The sequence below is a fragment of the candidate division KSB1 bacterium genome (assembly GCA_016214895.1).
Taxonomy (GTDB): Bacteria; Electryoneota; RPQS01; order RPQS01; family RPQS01; genus JACRMR01.
This window is the reverse complement of sequence record JACRMR010000003.1, coordinates 289,933-311,015: the sequence shown is the minus strand read 5'-3', so window position 1 is coordinate 311,015 and position 21,083 is coordinate 289,933. Positions and strand designations below refer to the sequence as shown.

Here is a 21,083-nt window from a genome sequence, read left to right as displayed (position 1 = left end):
GAGGACTTGATTGTGTGTTCACTGCTTCAAAATCATCAGATTCCAACCATGCTTTACCCGGTTCCACGCCTCGTCGCCGTCTTGTTCTGCCTGCTCGCCAGTGCCCTCAGCGCAGCGGTGAGGGACCATGACATCACGCTGGACGATTACTTCACGCAAGCCTACATCACCAGTGCCGTGATTTCCCCGGATGGGAACTGGGTGGCCTACACCGAGATGCGCTGGGAGCCGCCGGCGGAGTCCCGCAATACCGAACTCTGGATCGTGAGGACCGCGACCGGCGAAACGCGCCGCCTGACCTTTGATCCGGGAGCTGACGCCGGGCCGCAGTGGGCGTCCGATAGCCGCAGCATCTTCTTCTCCGCCAGCCGCGGGGAGGAGAAGGCGGACCCGCCCCTGAATCATAAGCCGCAGGTTTGGCGAGTCTCCATCGAGGGCGGCGAGGCGCAGGCCGTCACACGGCTGAAGGACGGGATCGATGCCTTCAAGCTATCGTTGGACGGGAAGGCGTTGTACTACACGACCAGCGACGACAACATCGGCGATGAGTGGAAAAGTCTGCGCGAGAAATTCAAGGACGTCACTTACGGTGATGGCGTTGACGAAATCTCCGTCTTGTACCGATTGGACCTGATAACATGGCGAACCGAAGAACTCGTGAACGACAAGCGGAGCATTCGCGAGTTCGCCGTGACGCGCGACGGGTCGCGGATCGCGATGATCACGACACCGAATTCCAAACTCGTGACCAACGAGGGCTGGTCCCGGGTCGATATTTACGACGGAGCAACCAAGGCCATCTCCGCACTGGAGGACTCGCTCTGGCGCGAACAGGCGCCGTCGCCCTACGGATGGATCGAAGGTCTCGCCTGGTCGCCCGACGCGAAAAAACTCGCGCTGGGCGTCGGGTTTGACGGCTACGCCGCGGAGTTCTTCGTCGCGGACTGGTCAACCGGAGAGCCGCGGACGCAAAAGCTGCAACGGGTTCGCGAGTTCTCGCCCGCGGACGGCGGCTCCATCGCGTGGATGCCCAATTCCCGGGATTTGCTGGTCGGCGCTGAGGAGCGCGCGCGAGTTCGCGTGGCCGCGATTCGGGATATCGCCAATGGTAAACAGGGTCGCACCGATCTGCTTACGCCCGGCGATTTGGTGGTCGAACAGTTTTCGCTATCGACCGACGGCGCTCAAATCGCCGCCAATATCAGCGACGTGACCAATCCCGGTGACATCTACTTGTGGTCCACAACGAACGCAACGGCGAAACGGAAACTCACCCACGTTAATCCGCAAATCGACAACTGGAAGCTGCCGCGGATCGAGACGGTGACCTGGACCGGCGCGCACGGAGAAGATGTAGAAGGCATCCTCGAATTGCCGCCGGACTATGTGCCGGGCAAGCCGCTCCCGATGTTTGTCAGTGTGCACGGGGGACCCACCGACAGCGACAAACTGCGATTCGAGTTCTGGATCTACGGTCGAGTCTTGCTGGCGGCGCGGGGCTGGGCGGTGCTCTGCCCGAACTATCGCGGCTCCACCGGATACGGTGACCGCTTCTGCGCCGATCTCATCGGCCATGAAAACGAAATCGAGGTCGAAGATATTTTGCGCGGCGTGGATGCGATGGTCGAGCGTGGAATCGCGGATTCCGCGAAGTTGGCCGTCGGCGGCTGGAGTAACGGCGGGTATCTGACGAACTGCCTCATCACCCATACCCAGCGATTCAAGGCCGCCAGCAGCGGCGCCGGCGTCGTTGATATGTCAATTCAATGGGGGATCGAAGACACGCCGGGGCACGTCATCAACTACATGCGCGGCTTGCCCTGGAGTGCCGCGGACGAAATGCGAAAGGCCTCGCCGCTCTACCAGCTCGACAGAGTCACGACACCGACCTTGATTCATGTCGGCGAGAAGGACGAACGAGTTCCCGCCGCCCATGCCAAGACCCTGCACCGGGCGCTGCATCAGTACCTCGGTGTGCCCACGGAGCTTGTGATCTACCCCGGACAGGGACACGGGTTGTCGAAGCTGACCCAGCGCCGCTGCAAACTCGAATGGGATTTGCACTGGTTCGACAAGTACGTGCTGGGCGCGAAGACAGACGATCCCCCGAAGCCAGCCCAATAAGCCGTCTGACTTGACCTCGTTTGGTGAGCGGCGACGAGGGTTACTGAGGACAGCGGGTTCAATCCACTTGATAAGGGACACGGAACCATTGTAAAATCTGAGCTTCCGTGAGCCCCTGTGCCGGCACTGAATTGAACTGCATAGCGAACCGCCCTTGCGTTCGCGCGGTTCCGATGTTATTTTGTGTTGATTGGAAAATGCTGGCCGACAGTCACAACTTGGATGAAATGCGCGGAGAAGTAAGCATGCGGTTTCGCTTAGCGATCTTGACCCTCTTGACAGCTTTGACGGGTGCTTCGTTTGCCCAGGGAGCGTCCGCCTATGTCGAGGGCCAGGTCATCGTTCGATTTGGGAAACACGTCTCGCGCACCGAGGCGCAACAGTTGCTCGATCCGCTGCGATTCAGCCTCGAGCGCGAGTTGGTTCCGGCGCTGAACATCCAGCTGGTCAAATTGACCCCGCAACTCAGCGTATTGGACGCGATCGAGGAGCTTAAGGGCTATTCTATCGTCGTGTGGTCGCAGGCTGACCATTATCTGAGCCAACGGTCCACGTTCCCCAATGACGCGCTGTTCGGGAGCCAGTGGGACATGAACCAGGCCAGCGATTCAGATATTGATGCGCCGGAGGCGTGGGATGTTTCCACCGGAGGCACGGATCAAGCGGGTAACGACATCGTCGTCGCGGTCATCGATGGTGGCTGCCTGCTCACGCATCCGGACTTGCAGGGCAATCTATGGACTAACCCCAACGAGATTCCGGGAAACGCGATCGACGACGATACGAACGGGTACGTTGATGATATCAACGGCTGGGATGCGTACGATGAGAACGGGACCTTGCCTGTCCACAATCATGGTACGCATGTGGCCGGCACGGTCGGAGCGCGAGGCAATAATGCGTCGATGGTGTCCGGCGTCAACTGGAACGTCAAGCTCATGATCGTGGCCGGGTCGAGCAGCCAGACGTCGGTCGTGTCGATCGCGTACAATTATGTCCTGACACAAAAGACGCTCTGGTGGCAGACCAACGGCCTGCGCGGCGCAAACGTCGTGGCCACTAATTCGAGCTTCGGTGTGGATAATGCGTCGTGCACCAGCGGTTCCTACCCGATCTGGAACGACCTGTACAATGCGATGGGCGAACAGGGAATTCTGTCCGCCGCGGCCACCGCCAACAATGCGGTCGACGTGGATGCCGTAGGCGACGTGCCGACCCAATGCACCAGCCCCTATTTGGTGACGGTTACGAACACGACCAACGCTGATCTCAAGAACTCGGGATCGGCCTGGGGGCAAACGTCAATCGATCTCGGCGCGCCGGGCACGAGCATTCTCAGCACGACATCGGACGGCGCCACCGGATACAGTACGGGCACTTCGATGGCCACCCCCCACGTCGCCGGCGCGATTGCGCTCATGCACGCCGCCGCCAGCACGGTGTTCAACGACTACTATCATTTGTATCCCGACTCCGCCGCGCTGGCACTCCGCGAGCTCCTGCTGGCGTCCGTCGATACGATATCCGCGCTGACCAGCATCACGGTGACCTGGGGACGGTTGAATCTCCATAAGGCCGTGAATGAAATCAGCCAGTATTCCGGCTCCAACGGTGCGCTGCCCAATCTGAGATATGTCAGCTCCGTGGTGGCCGATACGGTTTTCGCGGACGCCGACGGCCTGTTCGAGCGCGGCGAAACCGTCACGCTCGAAGTTGCGATACTCAACACCGCCGCGAATGCGACTAATGTGGCGGGCACCTTGTCGGAGAGTGATCCGTACCTGAGCCTGATCGATAACAGCGGTGCGTGGCCGGAGATCGACAAAGACTCCACGCGGTCGAATACGGCCGACTATTTCGTGCTGCAAGCCGACAGCGCGACTCCGCTGGATCATGTGGCGACTCTGACGCTGGCGCTCACCGCGGACAGCGGATATACCGTGAACCGTTCCTTTGCGCTCATCATCGGTCGCCGCACGATCTATTGGGCCGATAGCGTGCGCGACGGGACCAACGGATGGACGCATGACAACTACACGAATGGGTTCGTCGATCAATGGCATATCTCGACTGAGCTGTCGGCCTCTCCGGATTCGGCCTGGAAATGCGGCAACAGTTCGACCGGAACGTATTCGGATTCGCTTGATGCCGGGCTGATCAGCCCGCCGATCGTCATTACTCCGCAGTCGATCTTCACGTTTGACTCCTGGATCGATGCCGAGAGTTCGACACTCTATCAGGATTCCGCCTACGACGGCGGCTTCGTCGAGATCTCGACCAACGGCGGTCCGTTCGCCATCGTAACTCCCAGCGGCGGATATGGGCGGACTTTCCGCTATGAACGCGGCTCCGGAAACCCCTACACCGGCCCCCTGCCGGGAGTCCCCTGCTACTCCGGATCGACGTCGTGGCTGAGCAAGACAATTGACTTGAGCGGATTTGCCGGCGACAGCGTGCGGTTCCGGTTCCGCTTCTGTTCGGATTCGAGTACGCAGCGTGAAGGCTGGTATCTCGATAATTTCGCGATCTCCGGCGAAGAACCCGTGCCGGTCGCGCCGTTGGCCGTGGATGATCTGGTGATCCAGATTATCGGCAACGATGCATTGCTGGCCTGGACCGAGCCGGATCCGACGATTACCGGATACGTCATCTATCGCAGTGCGGATAGCGAGTTCGTTCCCTCGTCCGCCGACTCTATCGGCTTCACGTTCGGGCTGCAGTATACCGACGTCGGCATTGCCGCATCGGACTCCCTCAATTTCTACTTCATCAAGTCTATCAAGTAAGCCGAACAATCCGGCTCGCAAAAGGCCCGGCTTCATGCCGGGCTTGCTGTTTCGGGCAACGCCTCCTCCTGCGTTGCCACGGGCCGAATCTCTGATGTTGACATCTCAGTATAAGGCCATCGTGGGATCAATCTGCTCCGCCCACGCCAGAATGCCGCCCTCCAGATTGTACATGGGATTGCGAAACCCCGCATCGCGCAACAGATACCACGCCTGGGCGCTGCGGCGGCCGCTGCGACAAAAGATCACCACGTCCCGCTCCCGTTCCACCTCGTGCAGCCGATACTCCAGTTCCTGAATCGGGATCAGTTGCGCGCCCGGCAGGGCGGAGATTTCAAGCTCCTCGGGCAGCCGCACATCCAGAAGCACCGGACGATGGCCGTTGCCGTGTTCCAGCAGCGCGTGCAGTTGCTTCACGTCGATCTGGTTCTCGACCGGCACGGAGACCGAGCCCTGCGATGCCGGAAGTCCGCAGAACTCGTGGTAGTCGATCAAGTCGTGAATGGAGGGCCTGTCACCGCACAGCGGACAAGCTGGATCGCGTTGCAACACGAACTCGCGAAACTTCATGCCCAACGCGTCAAAGCGCAGCAAGCGACCCGCCAGCGACTGCCCAACTCCGAGAATCAGCTTGATGACCTCCGTCGCCTGAATCGACCCGACGATCCCCGGCAAGACGCCCAAAACCCCGCCTTCGGCACACGAAGGAACCAACCCGGGCGGCGGTGGCTCCGGATAGAGACAACGATAACACGGTCCGCCCTCCGTACAGAAAACACTGGCCTGCCCCTCAAATCGAAAGATGCTGCCATAGACGTTCGGCTTTCCCAGCAAGTAGGCAACATCGTTGACGAGATAACGCGTCGGGAAGTTATCCGTCCCATCCACCAGAATGTCGTAACCCGCGGCCAGCGACCGCGCGTTCTCGCTCGAGAGATATGTCTCATGCAGATCGACCTGAACACGTGGATTGAGGTTGCGAATGAACTGCCGGGCCGATTCAAGCTTGGACGCGCCGAGGCGGTCCACACCATGAATAATCTGCCGCTGCAAATTCGTTTCGTCCACCACATCGAGATCGACAATACCGATGCGGCCAACTCCGGCCGCGCTCAGGTAGGCCAATAACGGTGAGCCGAGCCCGCCCGCGCCAATGACGAGTACGGAGGCGGCTTTCAGCTTGCGCTGGCCTTCCGCGCCGACCTCGGGCAACAACAAATGCCGGCTGTACGCCCGAATCTCATGCTGTGTCAATGGCGGCAGCCCATTGCGGCCGCTGCCCCCGGCAATGGAAGGCACGATGGTCAGGACCTCGCCGCCGTTCAGCCGGGTGTCGTGCTTCGCGGGCAAGTGACGCACGTCCTGATCACCAAGATAGACGTTCACAAAGCTGCGTACAGAACCGGCGTCGTCATACAGGTGCTTCCGTAGATGCGGGTGACGCCAGACCAGCGACTGCAGAGCCTCGCGCACGTTGGCGCCGTCAACCTCAACCTGGTCCAGATTCTCCGTGAACCTGCGGAGTACTGTGGGAATTTGAATGGAGATGCTCATATCGTCGTGGTGGTGAGTTCCCGGATTGTTTCCTCGGCATAGCCGCTGCGATCTTCGAGCAGCAGCCAACTGCGCAACTCGGCACTCCGCCCGGAACGTACGGAGATAATGACATAGGAGTAGAATGGCAACGCGTGCTCGCGATCGAATTCCGAGGGAATCGCCGGGTGGTCGGGATGCGAGTGGTAGAAGCCGAGCAAGTCCAGACCGAATTCGTGCGCCCGCGACTCCGCGTGACGAAACTGGTCGGGCGTGATGAGAAACCGGCGCGCGCGGTTGAAATGCTGCTCGTTGACCACGGGAACCACGCGCTGAATCTCGCGCGTATCGCCGCCATCCCGGCCATAGAGAAACCCGCAGACTTCATCGGGATAGCCGTGCTCGGCTTCCCGACCGATGAGCGAGATGTGTCCGGCCGTCAATTGAATCGCCAAATCAGAAGTCCTCTCTGCACAGTTGGCTGTGCCCCATCAGGAATCCCACACCGGCAGCGACAGGTAGCGCGCGCCGGTATCACAGTGAATTGTCACCACCAGCCCCGATTCGAGCGTGGCCGCCAGGCGCAGCGCGGCGACGGTTGCCGCCGCCGCGGACACGCCGACGAACAGGCCTTCCTCGCGCACCAGTCGCTTCATCATCAGGTAAGCGTCTTCCGTGCTGACCTCAAGATTCCCGTCCAATAGCGCGGCGTCGTAAATCTCCGGAACGTGAACCGTCGGAAGGTGTTTCAATCCTTCGAGTCCGTGCAGCGGACCGTCAGGCTGAAACGAAAAGACCCTGACCTGCGGCGCCCGCGCCTTCAAATAGCGTCCGACACCCGTAAAGGTTCCGGTCGTGCCCAGACCCGCGACGAAATGCGTGACCTTCCCGTCGGTTTGTCGCCAGATTTCGGGTCCGGTCGTCAACATGTGCGCGCGAACATTGGCCGGATTCGCGTATTGATTGAGGTAACAGTAGCGGTCAGGGTACTTCAGAGAAAGCTGTCGCGCCGTGGCCTGCGCCGAGTCCGTGGATCCCAAGGCATCCGTCAGGATCACCTCCGCATGGTAAGCCGCAAGTATGCGCTTCCGTTCCGCACTCGCATTCGCGGGAATGCAGAGCGTGACGCCAATCCCCAACGCGGCGCCGATCATCGCCAGCGCAATTCCCGTGTTGCCGCTCGTGGCATCGAGAATGCGCCGGTCCCCGCTCAGCCGGCCATCAATGATCGCCTGCCGAATCATATACCAGCCCGCGCGGTCCTTCACCGAGCCTCCCGGATTGGACCACTCGGCCTTGGCAAAGACGCGCACGGCGGGGTGGAGCCCGCTACGCACCTGCTTGAGTTCGAGCAGCGGCGTATTCCCGATTTGCGTGACCACCGGCGGTGGCGTAAACAAGTCATCAGCGGTCACCGATTCCCGGGGCGCGGCTTCCGTCGTCAGCAGCGGATAGGCCGTCACGAATTCACCGCTTTCTTCGTAAAGTACCAGTCGGTGTAGTCGAAGCCTTCTGCCGACCGCTGCGCCGCCACCTGTACGGTCTGCGGCGCCAGCACGATGCACTTATCACCGGCACGCCAGTTCTCCGGTGTGGCGACCTGATTCTTATCCGTGGTCTGCAAGGCCTCAACAATCCGCAAGACCTCGTCAATCGAGCGACCGTTCGTCAATGGGTAGTAGATCATCGCCCGGATGATGCCTTTGTCGTCGATCACAAAGACCGCCCGCACCGCCGACGTGTCGGACGCCGTCGGATGCACCATGCCGTAGGCGCGTGCCACATCCATCTTCAGGTCCGCGATCACCGGAAACGGGACCTTCACGTCGAACTTGTCTTCGATGTTCCGCACCCACGCAATGTGCGAATAGATGCTGTCAATTGACAGACCGATGATCTGTGTGTTCAGGCGCTCGAATTTTTCGTGGTTTCGCGCGAAGGCGATGAATTCCGTCGTGCAGACGGGAGTAAAGTCCGCCGGATGGCTGAACAGCACCACCCACTTCCTGCCTTTGAAATCGGCCAGCTTCAGCTCGCCTTGCGTGGTTTTCGCGGTGAAGTCCGGCGCCGGCTCATTCAGGCGGGGTAAATATGCGGTCGCAGTCGTGTCACTCATGGCGCAATCATTCCTTCCGTTGTGGTGGCTCGGCATTCCGCCGACAAAAGCACTTATCGCCAAAAGAAAAACCCCCTCGCGGTGGCGAAGGGGTCAGGCTGTTTGTATTGCAGCGTCCGTCAATTCGGAGGCAACACGAGGCCGAACTTCGCCGGAGGGTATTTCCAACAAGGACAACAGCAGCAGGTGTTATGGGACGGCTGGTGGATCATGATGCTACCAATTTAATGCTCTGACACCCGCATGTCAAGTAATTTTCCAAAAAGAGTCACATTTGTTAAACTATTGAATTATTTCACTTACCGTCCGTGCGCCGGGTCCACAGCACGGACCGCAGGGGTGCTGCGAGAGGACGAGCTGGTCGGTTGCGTTTCCGGGCGATTCCTCGTAAATTTCCGGAACGAGATCCTAACAGCCGGACCCCGCTTGGCTGCAAGCGGAGTCTCTGCCACTCGGCAGCACGTCGGAACACTACCATGAGCAAGGCCAAAATCCTCGTTGTTGACGACGAAGAAGACATTCTCGAACTCCTGCGTTACAACCTGAGCCGCGAAGGTCATCAGGTGGTCACGGCCACCAGTGGCGAACAGGCGCTCAAAATCGTCAATGACAGCTCGCCCGACGCGGTGATTTTGGACCTGATGCTGCCCGGCGTGGACGGACTCGACCTGTGTCGAACCCTGAAGTCCAACGTCGAGACCGTCAACATCCCGATCATCATGCTCACGGCGAAGGACGGAGAGGCCGATATTGTCACCGGTCTCGAACTCGGCGCCGATGATTACATCACGAAACCGTTCAGCCCGCGCGTTGTGCTTGCGCGCCTGAAGGCCGTTTTGAGACGCGCGAGTTCACCGGAAATTACCGGCAGCACCTTGCAATTCGGCCCCCTCGTGATTCTCCCCGACAAGCATGAAGTTCGCGTCAGCGGCCAGTCCGTCGATCTGACGGCGACGGAGTTCCGCATCCTGCAAATGATCTGCCGCCGCCCCGGCTGGGTGTACAGCCGCGAACAGATCCTCGAATTCGCTCAAGGCAGCAACTCCGAAGTTACCGGTCGCGCGGTCGATGTTCATATGGTTTCCCTGCGCCGCAAACTCGGACAAGCCGGCGACATGGTGGAAACCGTCCGCGGTGTCGGTTATCGCTTCCGGGATCTGCGGCATGCTTAGGAACCGGCTGCTCTGGACGCTCGCGCCGATCTACTTCCTGATTATCCTCGTGGCCGTCGTGGTCACAGGGACCTACACCAATTCCGTCCTCCAGGAATACCACCTGCGACGCACCGCGGCCGATCTGCAAGTCCGACTGCGGCTGCTGGCGGAGCAAGTTCCCTCCTCGTTCCCGTTCACCCCCCCTGATTCACTCCAGTCTTTCTGTCGATACGCGTCCGCCGTCTCGCGCGTCCGGCTCACGCTCGTCTCGACTGCGGGACGCGTGCTCGGTGACAGTGATCGCGAAGATCGATTCTCCGCCGCAGATACCGCGCTGATCCGCCCGATCGATCCGCGCGACCTGGAATCGCTCAGCTTTCGACCGGAAGTTCGCGCGGCGCTCGCGGGCCAGACCGGCTCGGCGACACGACGCAGCGAAGTCCTGCGCAGCGAAGTGCTGTACGTGGCCGTCCCACTCTTGCACCGCGGCCAGGTCGTAGGAGCCATGCGCTCCGCCGTCCCGCTGGTAGCACAGGGCCCGGATCTCGAACGGAATCGCGTCGTCATCCTGCTCGCGGTACTGGTCTCCTTGTCCGTGGCCGCTTTGATTACGGTCGTGCTCTCGCGCTTCGTGAATCGCCCGATCGCCGACATGCAGCGCGGCGCTGAACGCTTCGCCGCGGGCGACTTCTCCGAAAAGGTCAAGCTCCCGCGAATCACGGAATTGGCCGGGCTGGCCGACTCCCTGAATCGAATGGCGGATCAGCTCGGCGACAAGATCCATGCGATTACGCTCCAGCGCAACGAACAGGAAGCGATTCTGGCCAGCCTGCGCGAGAGTGTGATCGCCCTCGACGCGCACGAGCGCGTGCTGTATGCCAACCGCGCCGCCGCCGAGCTGCTCGGAGTTGAGTCGCACAAGGTGGTCGGCCGGTTGCTGCCCGAAGTCGCCCGCAGCAGCCGACTCCAACAGTATATCGGGCAAATCCTGGCCGGGTCACAGATCGGGGAAGGTGAGGTCACGCTTGAATTCAGCGAAGACCGCGTGCTGCAGGTGGCCGGCGCTCCGCTCCGCGATCTGAGCGGCGCGACCAAAGGCGTGCTGGTCGTCTTCAACGATATTACCCGATTGCGAAAACTCGAAAACGTGCGCCGCGAGTTTGTCGCCAATGTGTCGCACGAGCTGAAGACGCCGATCACCACGATTCAGGGTTTCGTGGAAACGCTGCTCGACGGAGCACTTGATGACCGGGACAAAGCCCGCGATTTCCTGACGAGAATCGAGCAGAATGCCATTCGCTTGAACGCGATCATCGACGATCTGCTCAGCCTGTCGCGCATCGAACAAGAGGGGAATCGCGGTGACCTGCAGCGCGCACCCGGCAGCCTCGGAGCGATCGCGGCGGCGGCCATCTCGCATCTCTCCCGCAAGGCCGCCGAACATGGGGTTACGATTGAGCTGGTCTGCCCGGCCGATGTCCTGGCGCCCGTAAATGCGCTGCTGATTGAGCAGGCCATCGCCAACCTGCTCGACAACGCCATCAAATACAGTGGACGCGACCAATTGGTGACCGTCGCGATTTCGAGTCTTAAAGACCGCGCGGTGATTCGCGTGCGCGACCGCGGTGTCGGGATTCCGGCCGATCATCTTTCGCGAATCTTCGAACGCTTCTACCGCGTGGACAAAGCGCGCAGCCGGCAACTCGGCGGTACCGGACTCGGACTGGCCATCGTGAAGCATATCGTCCAGGTCCATGCCGGAAAGATCAGCGTGCGGTCCGAGGCCGGCGCCGGCAGCGAGTTCTCAATCGAATTGCCGGCAAGCTGAGCCCGCGGCGTCCCACGACTTGTTCGTCACCAAAGAGGCATAGCGGCCTCTTTTCTCATTTGAGGGCAATTCCTTACTCTCTTCTAACACGATGTTCACAATACGGTCGTTTATTTGAAACCTGATCGTCACCATTCAGTAACGCGGATCGCTTCAGGAGTCGTCATGCATCTCAGATTGCGCCGTTGTATCGCTTTGGTCGCTTCACTGTGGCTCGTAACGCTTGTCCGAGCCGAGGCGCCGAAACCGTGGTCGGACCGGATCACCCTCTCAGGCGACTTTCGCTATCGTCATGAGAGCATCACGGAACACGCGAAACCTGACCGCCATCGCCATCGGTTGCGGGTCCGGTTCGCGACCATGGCCACGATCAACGAGCGCCTTGAAGCAAGCCTGCGCCTCGCCAGCGGGAAAGGCGAGCCGGTTTCAACCAATCAGGACTTGGGCGGAGGGTCTGGACAGAAGGGAATTTGGATTGACCGCGCCTTCCTTGAAATGCATCCGGCGCCGAAAATCTCGCTGTTCGCGGGAAAGTTCGGGGTGCCCTTGGAATCCACAGACCTGATCTGGGATACTGACTTGAATCTCGAAGGAGCCGCCGGGCGCTGGAAGGGCGATCCCAAGCAGTCCGGCCTGCTGGCTACCGCCGGCGGATTCTGGCTAACGGAATCCGCTACCCAGCCGGATCAGGGGCTGCTGCTGGCCCAGACGGGCTACCGAATCGTGCGCGGTCCGCGCACGGCGGTCCTTGCCCTCGCTTACGCCGATTACCAAAATCTGAAGCACCATGCCATCATCGGCGGTGCGCGCGGAAACCGTGTGGCTGGCAGCGGATCCAGTGCGGTTTACGTGTCGGACTTCAATCTCGCCGAACTCTCTTTCGCGGGAACGCGGACGTGGTCAAAATCGACCCTGTCGCTCCTCGGCGAGTACGTCGTGAACATGGCCGCGTCCGAAAGCAACTCCGCGCGGGTCGGTGCCCTGGCGGGGGTCACCTATAAGCGAAAGCTGTCGGGATGGGATTGGGACGTGGGTTACCACTACCGCCGACTGGCGAAAGACGCGGCGGTTGGTGAGTTCGCCGACTCCGATTTCATCGGAGGAGGTACAAACGGCTCGGGGCATTCCGTTACGGGGACCATCTGGCCGATGGCCAATACCCTATGCCGTGTACGTTACCTGTTGAATCGCATCGATCCGTTTGATAACGGCGCTGATCGTGCCTATGGGCGTCTGATGGCTGACATCGAAGTCAAGTTCTGAACGTCTGTTCCTAACCTGATCTTAACATGGAACTCGTAAATTCTCACTCTACCGTAAGAAAGGACTCCCCGCTCATGAAACGGACGGCATTCCTCGCCGTAGCGCTCCTCACCACGCTCCTCCTCTGCGTATCCTGTTCACGCAAAGAGGCAGGTCAAGCCAGCACCAGCATTCAGATCAAAGGCAGCGACACCATGGTCAACTTGGTGGCCGCCTTTGCCGAAGACTACATGAAGGCGAACAAGCAAATCGACATTTCCGTGACCGGCGGCGGTTCCGGCACCGGCATCAGCGCCCTGATCAACGGCACGACCGATATCTGCGCTGCGTCACGTTCCTTCAAGGATAATGAGCGCGAGCAGGCGAAGCAGCGCGGCGTGAATCCCGTCGAACTCAGCGTGGGCATGGATGGTCTGGCGGTCATGGTCAACCCGGCGAATCCGATTTCTGAACTCGCGCTCGAACAAATCAAGCAGATCTACACGGGCGGGTACACGCGATGGAGTGATGTGGGCGGACCCGACCAGCCGATTGTCGTGCTGTCGCGCGAAAGCAACTCAGGCACCTATGTCTATTTTCAGGAACATGTCCTCAACAAAGCCGATTTCGCCGCCACCGTGCGTTTGATGCCGTCCACCGGCGCGATCGTGCAGGCCCTCAGAGACGACAAGTGGGCGATCGGCTACGGCGGCGTCGCTTACGGCGAAAACTCACAGATCAAGATTTTAAACGTCAAGTCCACGCCGGACGCCGCGGCCGTCTTTCCCAGCGAAGCCGCCGTGCACGATGGCAGCTATCCGATCGCCCGGCCGCTGTTCTACTATACCAATGGCCAGCCCACCGGCGAACTGAAGAAATTCGTCGATTGGTGTCTCTCGCCGGCCGGCCAGAAGATCGTCGTCGAGTCCGGCTATATGACCGTGAAGAAGAGCTGATTCTGAATTGGAAACGAGCGCTGCCCATCATCGACCGGCAGGCGCCTCCGGCAAATTCGCTGCGGGTGAATCGTGAGTCCACTCTGGCAGGATAAAGCAGTCAAGATCATCTTACAATCGGCAGCAGCGATGTCCGTGCTCATCGTGCTGCTGATTTTTGTGTTTCTCGGAAGGGAATCCGCGCCATTTGTCACGGAGCCCGGCGCACAGGAGCTGCTGGGATCGCGCTGGAATCCGGTGTCCTTCGAAAAAGAGCTGTTCGGCATCATCCCGTTGTTCACCGGATCGCTGCTGGTCACGCTGCTCGCGACGATCATGGCTGTGCCCTTCGGGGTCTGTGCCGCCATCTACATCGCCGAAGTTGCCACGCCCACCGAGCGCGAATTCTTCAAGCCGTTCGTGGAAATGCTGGCGGGAATCCCCTCCGTCGTGCTGGGATTCTTCGGCCTGATTGTCGTCGCCCCGCTCGTCAAATCGGCCTTCGGACTCCAAACCGGTCTCACCGCGCTGACCGGAGCGCTCTTGCTCGCGCTCATGGCGATACCGACGATCATTACGATTTCCGAGGACGCGATCCGCTCGGTTCCGCATTCCTATAAAGAAGCGTCGCTCGCGCTCGGAGCCAGCCGGATCCAGACCATCTTCAAAGTTACGGTCCCCGCCGCCTTGTCCGGCATCATCGCCGCGATCATGCTCGGCATCGGCCGGGTCATCGGCGAAACGATGACCGTCATGATGGTGACCGGTAACGCCGCGATCCTCACCGCCAATCCGCTCGCGTCCGTGCGGACGCTGACCGCAACGGTCGCCGCGGAAATGGGCGAAGTGCCGTTCGGCAGCCATCACTACCGCGCGCTGTTTTGTATCGGTGTGGTATTACTGCTCATGACGTTTGTGTTGAACGTCATCGCGCAACGGGTCCTGAAGCGATATCGGATCGGCTAATGCCAAACCTGCACTTCAAAGAACTCCGCGGCTTCTGGCTGCTCCGCCTCTTCACCTACGCGGTCGTAGCCGTCATCGCATACATCATCCTCGACATCGTTATCCGCGGCGCGGGAGTGCTGTCCGCTGAGTTCCTGTTCGGATACCCGCGGCGCAGCGGTGCCGAAGGCGGGATCTTCCCGGTCATTATCGGCACGCTCTATCTCGTCATTGGCACCGTGGCCATCGCGCTTCCGCTGGGGATGGCCGGAGCGGTTTACCTGACCGAATATGCCACACAGGGTCGGCTGAATACCCTGATCCGAGTGGCGATCTCGACGCTGGCCGGGATTCCGTCCATCGTCTTCGGGCTGTTCGGGCTGGGTCTGTTCGTGATCTTCCTCGGCTTTGGCGCTTCCATTCTATCCGGCGCGTTGACGCTCGCCTGCATGATCTTGCCCACCATTATTGTCGCCAGCGAAGAATCGCTGAAAGCCGTCCCGCGCTCCCTGCGAGAGGCCAGCCTCGCCCTGGGCGCCACCCAGTGGCAGACCATTTGGCGCAATGTGCTGCCCTACGCCATGCCCGGAATGCTGACCGGATCGATCCTCGGGGTCGGCCGGGCCGCCGGGGAAACCGCCCCGATTCTGCTCACCGTCGCCGCCTTCTTCCTGCCCAGACTGCCGAATTCCATCTTCGATCAGGTCATGGCCCTGCCGTACCACCTCTACATCCTCGCCACGCAGCTCCCCGACGTGGACAAGGTCAGGCCGATGCAATACGGGACGGCGCTGGTGCTGCTGATTCTGGTGCTGGGTCTTAATCTGGTCGCCATCTTCCTCCGCATGCACTTCCGAAAGAAATACCGTTGGTGAGCAGCACTTCCGCAGCGAATCCCGTGATGGTCCACGTGCACGACCTCAACTTCTTCTACGGCGCGGTGCAGGCGCTGTACGGCGTGTCGATGGACATCGAAGCCGCCCGCGTCACGGCGCTCATCGGTCCCTCAGGCTGTGGCAAGTCCACCTTTCTGCGCACGCTCAACCGCATGAACGATATCATCCCCGGAACCCGTCTCGAAGGCCGGATTCTGATCGACGGCGATGATATCTACCGACCGGATGCCGATGTGTTCGCGCTGCGTCGCAAGGTCGGAATGGTCTTTCAGAAATCCAACCCCTTCCCGAAGTCCATCTTCGAGAACGTCGCCTATGGACCCCGGCTGGAAGGGATCAAGGACCGTTCCCAGCTTTCGGACATCGTCCGGCGAAGCCTGACCCGCGCCGCGCTCTGGGACGAGGTTAAGGATCGGCTCGAAACCAATGCCGTCTCTCTCTCCGGCGGACAACAGCAACGACTCTGCATCGCCCGGGCACTGGCTGTCGATCCGGAGGTCCTGTTAATGGACGAGCCCGCGTCAGCCCTCGATCCGCGCTCAACGGCCCGTATCGAGGACCTGATCGCCGAACTGCGCGGAGACTATACGATTGTCATCGTGACCCACAATATGCAGCAGGCTGCGCGCGTCTCTGACTATACGGCCTTCTTCTACGAAGGCAAACTGATCGAGCTGGGCCTGACCAAGATGATCTTCACCAAGCCCGCCGTGCAGCAGACCGAGGACTATATTACGGGCCGATTCGGCTGATTCCGGCGGGACCCCGGCGGGCGCTCGCGCGTTAAAATGTCAGGATGTTCCGCGGGGCTGTCATTAAATTTGCACCTCACGCGCGAGGCGTTGCCCGGGAGCGGCCGCCTCATTTCTCTCTCCACTGTCCAAACCCGTCTTGCCATGGCTGTCCATCTCCAAAAGGACCTCGAGAAACTAAAAAAGATCACCCTCGAGGTCGGTACCATCGTCGAGGAGTCGATTTCGCGCTCCGTCACCGCGCTGACCAGCCGAAACCGCGCGCTGGCCGAACAGGTCATTGCCGGTGACTTGGAGATCGATCGCCGCGAAGTGCAGCTCGAAGAGGAGTGCCTGAAAATCCTCGCCCTCCATCAACCGGTGGCCAAGGACCTGCGGTTCGTCGTGGCTGTGCTCAAGATGAACAACGACCTCGAACGGATGGGCGACTATGCGGCGAACGTCGCCGAGCGCTCCGTCGCACTCTCGATGTACCCGGACATCCGGCTGCCCGACGAAGTCGCCACGATGGCCGAGAAGGTTGTGAACATGGTCCGGAAGTCGCTCGATTGCGTCGTCGAGGGCGACTCGAGTCTGGCCAGCGCCGTTTGCGCGTCTGATGACGAGGTCGATGCGCTGCACCGGGGCCTGTTCGTGTCGATTCAGCAGTATATCAAGCAGGATGTTTCCCAGCTTGAGCCGTGGATCCAACTGCTCTCCGTCATTCGCTATCTGGAGCGAATCGCCGACCTCGCCACGAACATCGCGCAGGATGTGATATACATGGTCGAGGGATCCGTGGTACGACACCGGCATCTCGCGCGCTGAAAACTTCGCACTCGAGCTTAGACCTGCAGCCCCCGCCCCGGCGGGGGCTGTTGTTTATCACTGGCGACTGACCATAGAGAGAGAAAGGCCGGAGCATTGCGCTCCGGCCTTTCAGTTTCAGCCGCCAGCCGGCCCACGCGGGCCAACTGGATTGTCTCGATCGAACTACGGAGTCGAGATCGTCAACGTGTACGTACCCGAACTGGTACCGTAACCGTCCACGACAATCAACACCCGCTGACCCGCGGTCAACGACAGGTTGTTGATCTGCGACTGCAGACCCACGGAATCGTCGTTACCACAGAGGTAGTCGGTCGGATTGACCGGCTCGGTCGGGCAGGTGTACGTGTAGATCAGCAAGCAGGTATCAAACGTCGAACCTGCCAGCGAAATCGTGTACGTCGCCGTCGCCGGAGCCGTCCAGTCATACGCCCCATCCGGACCCGCACATGACGTGGTTTCTGAATAGAAGCCCAGCCAGCATGCCGGAGCCGCAGCACCCAGACCCACCGCCGTGTAGTCGTTCGCCATCAGCAGCGTATTGTTCGTCACCGTGATCGGTAACGCGCCGGAGAGCGCCGTTCCCGGGCACCGTTCTTCAGCCTGCGGAGGCGGAGGCGGCGGCGGAACGAAACAGTACTTGCGGACCACGTTGTAGAAACGGGTCTTCGGAACACCAGGCGTGCTCGGAAGCACCGACAGCGGACGCACGTCCACGTACTTACGGAGGAACGAGTTGCCCGTTACCGAAGCACCCAGCACGGTCTCAACCGCAACCCACGGAGCGGACGGCGGATCTACCGTCGGATACGCGCCGTCGGCCGAATAGATGATGACCGAGTCGATCATCAACGAATCCGGCACCGACCACGTCAACAACAGCGAGTCCGGCGGATTGCTCGGGTTCGCGTTGAAGCGGTGGTTGTACGGCAACGCCGTCAGGTCGTAGATGTCGGGGCACGGCGTACCGCACGGCGAGCATTCCACGAACAAGTCGTATTCCTTCGCACAGAACGGTCCCGTCCAATCCTGCGTTGAGACGAACACGATGTACGTGCCGGCGGCGATACAGCCGGTGGTCAGCGTGTACGGCACGCACGGGGCGGTCGAGAAGGCCGGACCCGCCACGATGCCAAACGACGTACAGTAGTCGCCCGCCAACAGGTACGTAAACATCAGGCCCCATTCCGGATTCACCGTGATGTTCAGACTGTCGGAGTCGGCCAGCGTGATCTGATACCAGTCGGTATCACGGTTGGCGCCGGCATTGTAAACCGCGATGCGGCCCGCCACGTGCTCGCCACAGGCGATCGCGCCGTAGGTCGGCACCAGATTGTTGCAGCCACCGTCCGGATCATCATCCGGGAAGGTCGGTGACGTGAAGTCTTCAAACGCTTCCGGAGTGCCCGCACTCACCACATCACACGGCACGCAAGGATCGCAGACCGCCGTGATGTTGTAGTCGGAACACAGCGTCGGGAAGTTCGTCGGCAGAATCACCACGAAGTAAGTTCCCGCCGGGACACACTGGCTGACGACCGTCAAGGTCGAGCACGCCACCTGCGAACCGCTGCCAATCGACGCCGAAGCCGGACAGCCGCCGCACGTCGTGTCGATGATCGTGATCGAGAACGCACGCTCCGCCTGAGCCGTCACGGTAATCGTGCCCGCCGTGGCCAAGTTCACCGCGTACCAGTCGGTGTCGCGGATCGTGTCGTTCGCCACGATATTGCCACAGTAGGTCGTGCCGCAAGCGAGGTTCAACGCGAGGAACGGGGTGTAGTTACAGCCACCGTCCACCACGTCAATCGTCGGATCGCAAGCTTCGCCTTCGATCAGAGCTCCACCGGCGCAAGCCACCGAGCACGGCAGGCACTCAAAGACCTGCAGCGTGTACGCCGACAACGCCGCCGCATTCCAATCCTCAACCGACAAGTAATAGACGCCCTGCGTCAACGCGATGCAGGTAATCTCCGAGAGGTTCACGCCGTCGCACGGACTGCCGTCCGCATCCATCAGCGACGTGCCGCAGCAGGTCGTGCTGAGACGAATGTAGGAATCCCACGTGGCCGGCAGCGTCGGGCAGAGCGTAAAGGTCCACTCGCCGTCGTTCGGAATCGTGATTTCCCACGTCTCATCCGGACCCGCGGTCAGGTTACACGTGTTCGTCGTCGAGGTGCCCGGCGACGCCTGCGTGAACGGTGCCGTCGCCAAGTAGAGCGGCGCGCACGGAGCAGGCTGCGAGACCACGAGGGTCCAGGTCGAGCACACACCGGCCGAGAACGGCTCGATGTCAACGTAGTACGTCCCGGCCGCGAGCGCCAGGCTCGGAATCAGGGAGAGACCCACGCCGAACTCGGGGCAGGCGTCGTCATCCTGAGCCAGCACCGTTCCACCGCAGCAAGCGGTGGTCACATACATGTACGAATCCCAGTTCGTCACCGGGTCACACAGACTGAACGTCCAGTTTCCGGCCGTCGGGATCGTCACAGCAACCGTGACATCTTCGCCAGCACGCAGATTGCAATTGTCACCCGCGCCGCAGGTCGATCCGCTGATCGAACCCGGAGCAGCCAGCGTAAGGTCCGGAACGCACGGTGCGCACGGAGCCGAACAGGTCAACGTCACACGGTATTCAGCCGGCGTCGCATAACCCGTAAAGACGTTCGGCGACACAAAGGCCGCGTACGTCCCCGCCGCGAGGCAGATCGACGTCGCCACCGTCGTCGAGCAAAGGTTCGCATTCGATGCGCTTGCCACAAAGGCCGGACCGGCGCACGGGCTGACGTTGTTCACGATGCCCACCAGAACCGGGAACTCCGCACGGGCGCTGACGCGAACGGTACAGGGAGCCGCGATCGTGAACATGTACCAGTCGGTGTCGCGATACTGCAGGCCGCCCGGAGTGAGATAGGTGAAGCCCGTGCCACACACTGTCTCGCCACAGTTGATGTTCTGGAACAACGGCGTGCCGCTCGAGTTGTTGCAACCACCGTTGCAATCCGTGGCCTGGGTCGTGCTATCCGGACCCTGAGCCGCACACTCGATCACATCGCCACCCTGGCACGTGATCACGCACGGAGTCAATTCCGTGATGTTCAGGACGTAAGCACCCGAACTGGTGGCGTAACCATCGACGATGACGAAATACGTCGTGCCGGCGGTCAGCGCCAGCGTCAACTGCGACTGGAGGCCGCAGAAGTCGTCGTTGCAGCCATTCTGAACCGTACCCGGGCAGGCGCCGCTGCTGCGAACTTCAAGCCGCGAATCGTAGGAGCTGCCGCACATCGAAAGAATGTACTGCGTCGTCGTCGTCGGCGTGAATTCGTAGATGACGTCCGGCGACGTGTTGGCGCCGCAGGTCGTGTAGTTGTTCACGTAACCAACCGTTGTGCCGGAATCGCTGTAGGGCACCGACGGAATTACCGTTCCCGGGCAGGCATCGACACCCTGGTCGAGACTGCGACGGTTCCGCTGATTCTCCGGACGGAGCGCGTAAAGTTCGCCTAAGCGAAGCTTCACATCCATCGGCACGACCGCATCCTGATCAGAGGCGGACGGAGAATACAGCTGTGCTTCCAATTCGGCGATCTGAAGCTCAAGGGCCGACACGTCCAACTTGGGCGTCTCGACCGAGACCGGATTCACCTGAGCACGCTGCGCCTGACGCGCACGCATCTCATCCAAATTCTCCACCTTGTTGCCAACAGAAACCGGGGTCGTGGCATCCAAGGCCGCGTCGCCGGTCAACCGCTGATACTTCTCAGCGACACTGCCAGCCACCACCGTATGCGAGGTCTTGTTCACCTTCGCACTCAGCACCGCCGCTCCTAAGCCACAACAAAGCAGACCCAGGAACACATACCATAGCATTTTCTTGGTCATCTCTTCACCTCTCCTTAAAGTGAGTTAGCAGATTGCCCAAACTGCCTTATCTTGCAAGCAAAACCACGAAAATCGCACAG

The 21,083-nt window shown here is 60.6% G+C and carries 15 protein-coding genes; 10 read left to right on the top strand and 5 right to left on the bottom strand.

Annotated elements, in window-relative coordinates; translation table 11 throughout:
- Window positions 1–48 precede the first annotated feature (48 nt).
- On the top strand, window positions 49–2,124 hold the full coding sequence (locus tag HZB60_03175) for a S9 family peptidase (GenBank protein ID MBI5058769.1): 2,076 nt from the start codon (window positions 49–51) through the stop codon (window positions 2,122–2,124).
- A gap of 245 nt (window positions 2,125–2,369) precedes the next feature.
- Window positions 2,370–4,910, top strand: a complete 2,541-nt coding sequence (locus HZB60_03170) for a S8 family serine peptidase (GenBank protein ID MBI5058768.1) — start codon at window positions 2,370–2,372, stop codon at window positions 4,908–4,910.
- A gap of 105 nt (window positions 4,911–5,015) precedes the next feature.
- On the opposite strand, the gene moeB is transcribed toward HZB60_03170, so the two are convergent.
- Genes moeB through HZB60_03150 form a run of 4 tightly spaced genes read right to left on the bottom strand, consistent with a single transcriptional unit; the run spans window position 5,016 to window position 8,559 of the window.
- Complete coding sequence (gene moeB, locus HZB60_03165; GenBank protein ID MBI5058767.1) at window positions 5,016–6,464, bottom strand: molybdopterin-synthase adenylyltransferase MoeB; 1,449 nt, start codon at window positions 6,462–6,464, stop codon at window positions 5,016–5,018.
- Complete coding sequence (locus HZB60_03160) at window positions 6,461–6,898, bottom strand: M67 family metallopeptidase (protein ID MBI5058766.1); 438 nt, start codon at window positions 6,896–6,898, stop codon at window positions 6,461–6,463. Before HZB60_03160 ends, moeB begins: the two co-directional genes overlap by 4 nt.
- A gap of 36 nt (window positions 6,899–6,934) precedes the next feature.
- Complete coding sequence (locus tag HZB60_03155) at window positions 6,935–7,843, bottom strand: cysteine synthase family protein (protein MBI5058765.1); 909 nt, start codon at window positions 7,841–7,843, stop codon at window positions 6,935–6,937.
- Between the two features lie 59 nt (window positions 7,844–7,902).
- Entirely contained in the window at window positions 7,903–8,559 is a 657-nt protein-coding gene (locus tag HZB60_03150; protein MBI5058764.1) for a peroxiredoxin, read from the bottom strand.
- 476 nt (window positions 8,560–9,035) lie between these two features.
- Here HZB60_03150 and HZB60_03145 point away from each other — a divergent pair, with 476 nt between their 5' ends.
- The 8 genes from HZB60_03145 (at window position 9,036) to phoU (ending at window position 17,118) form a co-directional block, all read left to right on the top strand.
- Window positions 9,036–9,731: a response regulator gene (locus HZB60_03145; protein MBI5058763.1), complete on the top strand. Its 696-nt coding sequence runs from the start codon at window positions 9,036–9,038 to the stop codon at window positions 9,729–9,731.
- Window positions 9,724–11,541 carry a PAS domain-containing protein gene (locus HZB60_03140; GenBank protein ID MBI5058762.1) on the top strand — a complete coding sequence of 606 codons (1,818 nt, stop codon included), beginning with the start codon at window positions 9,724–9,726 and terminating at the stop codon, window positions 11,539–11,541. Before HZB60_03145 ends, HZB60_03140 begins: the two co-directional genes overlap by 8 nt.
- Before the next feature lie 165 nt (window positions 11,542–11,706).
- Window positions 11,707–12,804 (top strand): putative porin, encoded by a 1,098-nt coding sequence (locus HZB60_03135; protein MBI5058761.1) that lies wholly within the window; start codon window positions 11,707–11,709, stop codon window positions 12,802–12,804.
- 74 nt (window positions 12,805–12,878) lie between these two features.
- A complete protein-coding gene (locus HZB60_03130; GenBank protein MBI5058760.1) occupies window positions 12,879–13,739 on the top strand; it encodes a PstS family phosphate ABC transporter substrate-binding protein in 861 nt (286 codons plus the stop codon).
- Between the two features lie 69 nt (window positions 13,740–13,808).
- Window positions 13,809–14,684 (top strand): phosphate ABC transporter permease subunit PstC, encoded by an 876-nt coding sequence (gene pstC, locus HZB60_03125; GenBank protein MBI5058759.1) that lies wholly within the window; start codon window positions 13,809–13,811, stop codon window positions 14,682–14,684.
- Entirely contained in the window at window positions 14,684–15,538 is an 855-nt protein-coding gene (pstA, locus tag HZB60_03120) for a phosphate ABC transporter permease PstA (GenBank protein MBI5058758.1), read from the top strand. The genes pstC and pstA overlap by 1 nt, the downstream gene beginning before the upstream one ends.
- Before the next feature lie 26 nt (window positions 15,539–15,564).
- Entirely contained in the window at window positions 15,565–16,311 is a 747-nt protein-coding gene (locus tag HZB60_03115) for a phosphate ABC transporter ATP-binding protein (protein ID MBI5058757.1), read from the top strand.
- Between the two features lie 144 nt (window positions 16,312–16,455).
- Window positions 16,456–17,118, top strand: coding sequence for a phosphate signaling complex protein PhoU (phoU, locus tag HZB60_03110; protein ID MBI5058756.1), 663 nt, complete (start codon window positions 16,456–16,458; stop codon window positions 17,116–17,118).
- 165 nt (window positions 17,119–17,283) lie between these two features.
- On the opposite strand, the gene HZB60_03105 is transcribed toward phoU, so the two are convergent.
- The gene (locus HZB60_03105) at window positions 17,284–21,003 is read right to left on the bottom strand and encodes a PPC domain-containing protein (protein ID MBI5058755.1); all 3,720 of its coding nucleotides are present in this window, start codon (window positions 21,001–21,003) and stop codon (window positions 17,284–17,286) included.
- Window positions 21,004–21,083: the final 80 nt, after the last annotated feature.

Excerpts from the sequence above, each read along its gene's own strand:
- HZB60_03105 (MBI5058755.1), bottom strand. The coding sequence starts at position 21,003 with ATGACCAAGAAAATGCTATGGTATGTGTTCCTGGGTCTGCTTTGTTGT.
- phoU (MBI5058756.1), top strand. The coding sequence starts at position 16,456 with ATGGCTGTCCATCTCCAAAAGGACCTCGAGAAACTAAAAAAGATCACC.
- HZB60_03175 (MBI5058769.1), top strand. The coding sequence starts at position 49 with ATGCTTTACCCGGTTCCACGCCTCGTCGCCGTCTTGTTCTGCCTGCTC.
- HZB60_03170 (MBI5058768.1), top strand. The coding sequence starts at position 2,370 with ATGCGGTTTCGCTTAGCGATCTTGACCCTCTTGACAGCTTTGACGGGT.
- pstA (MBI5058758.1), top strand. The coding sequence starts at position 14,684 with ATGCCAAACCTGCACTTCAAAGAACTCCGCGGCTTCTGGCTGCTCCGC.
- moeB (MBI5058767.1), bottom strand. The coding sequence starts at position 6,464 with ATGAGCATCTCCATTCAAATTCCCACAGTACTCCGCAGGTTCACGGAG.
- HZB60_03140 (MBI5058762.1), top strand. The coding sequence starts at position 9,724 with ATGCTTAGGAACCGGCTGCTCTGGACGCTCGCGCCGATCTACTTCCTG.
- HZB60_03135 (MBI5058761.1), top strand. The coding sequence starts at position 11,707 with ATGCATCTCAGATTGCGCCGTTGTATCGCTTTGGTCGCTTCACTGTGG.
- HZB60_03150 (MBI5058764.1), bottom strand. The coding sequence starts at position 8,559 with ATGAGTGACACGACTGCGACCGCATATTTACCCCGCCTGAATGAGCCG.
- HZB60_03130 (MBI5058760.1), top strand. The coding sequence starts at position 12,879 with ATGAAACGGACGGCATTCCTCGCCGTAGCGCTCCTCACCACGCTCCTC.
- HZB60_03115 (MBI5058757.1), top strand. The coding sequence starts at position 15,565 with ATGGTCCACGTGCACGACCTCAACTTCTTCTACGGCGCGGTGCAGGCG.
- HZB60_03145 (MBI5058763.1), top strand. The coding sequence starts at position 9,036 with ATGAGCAAGGCCAAAATCCTCGTTGTTGACGACGAAGAAGACATTCTC.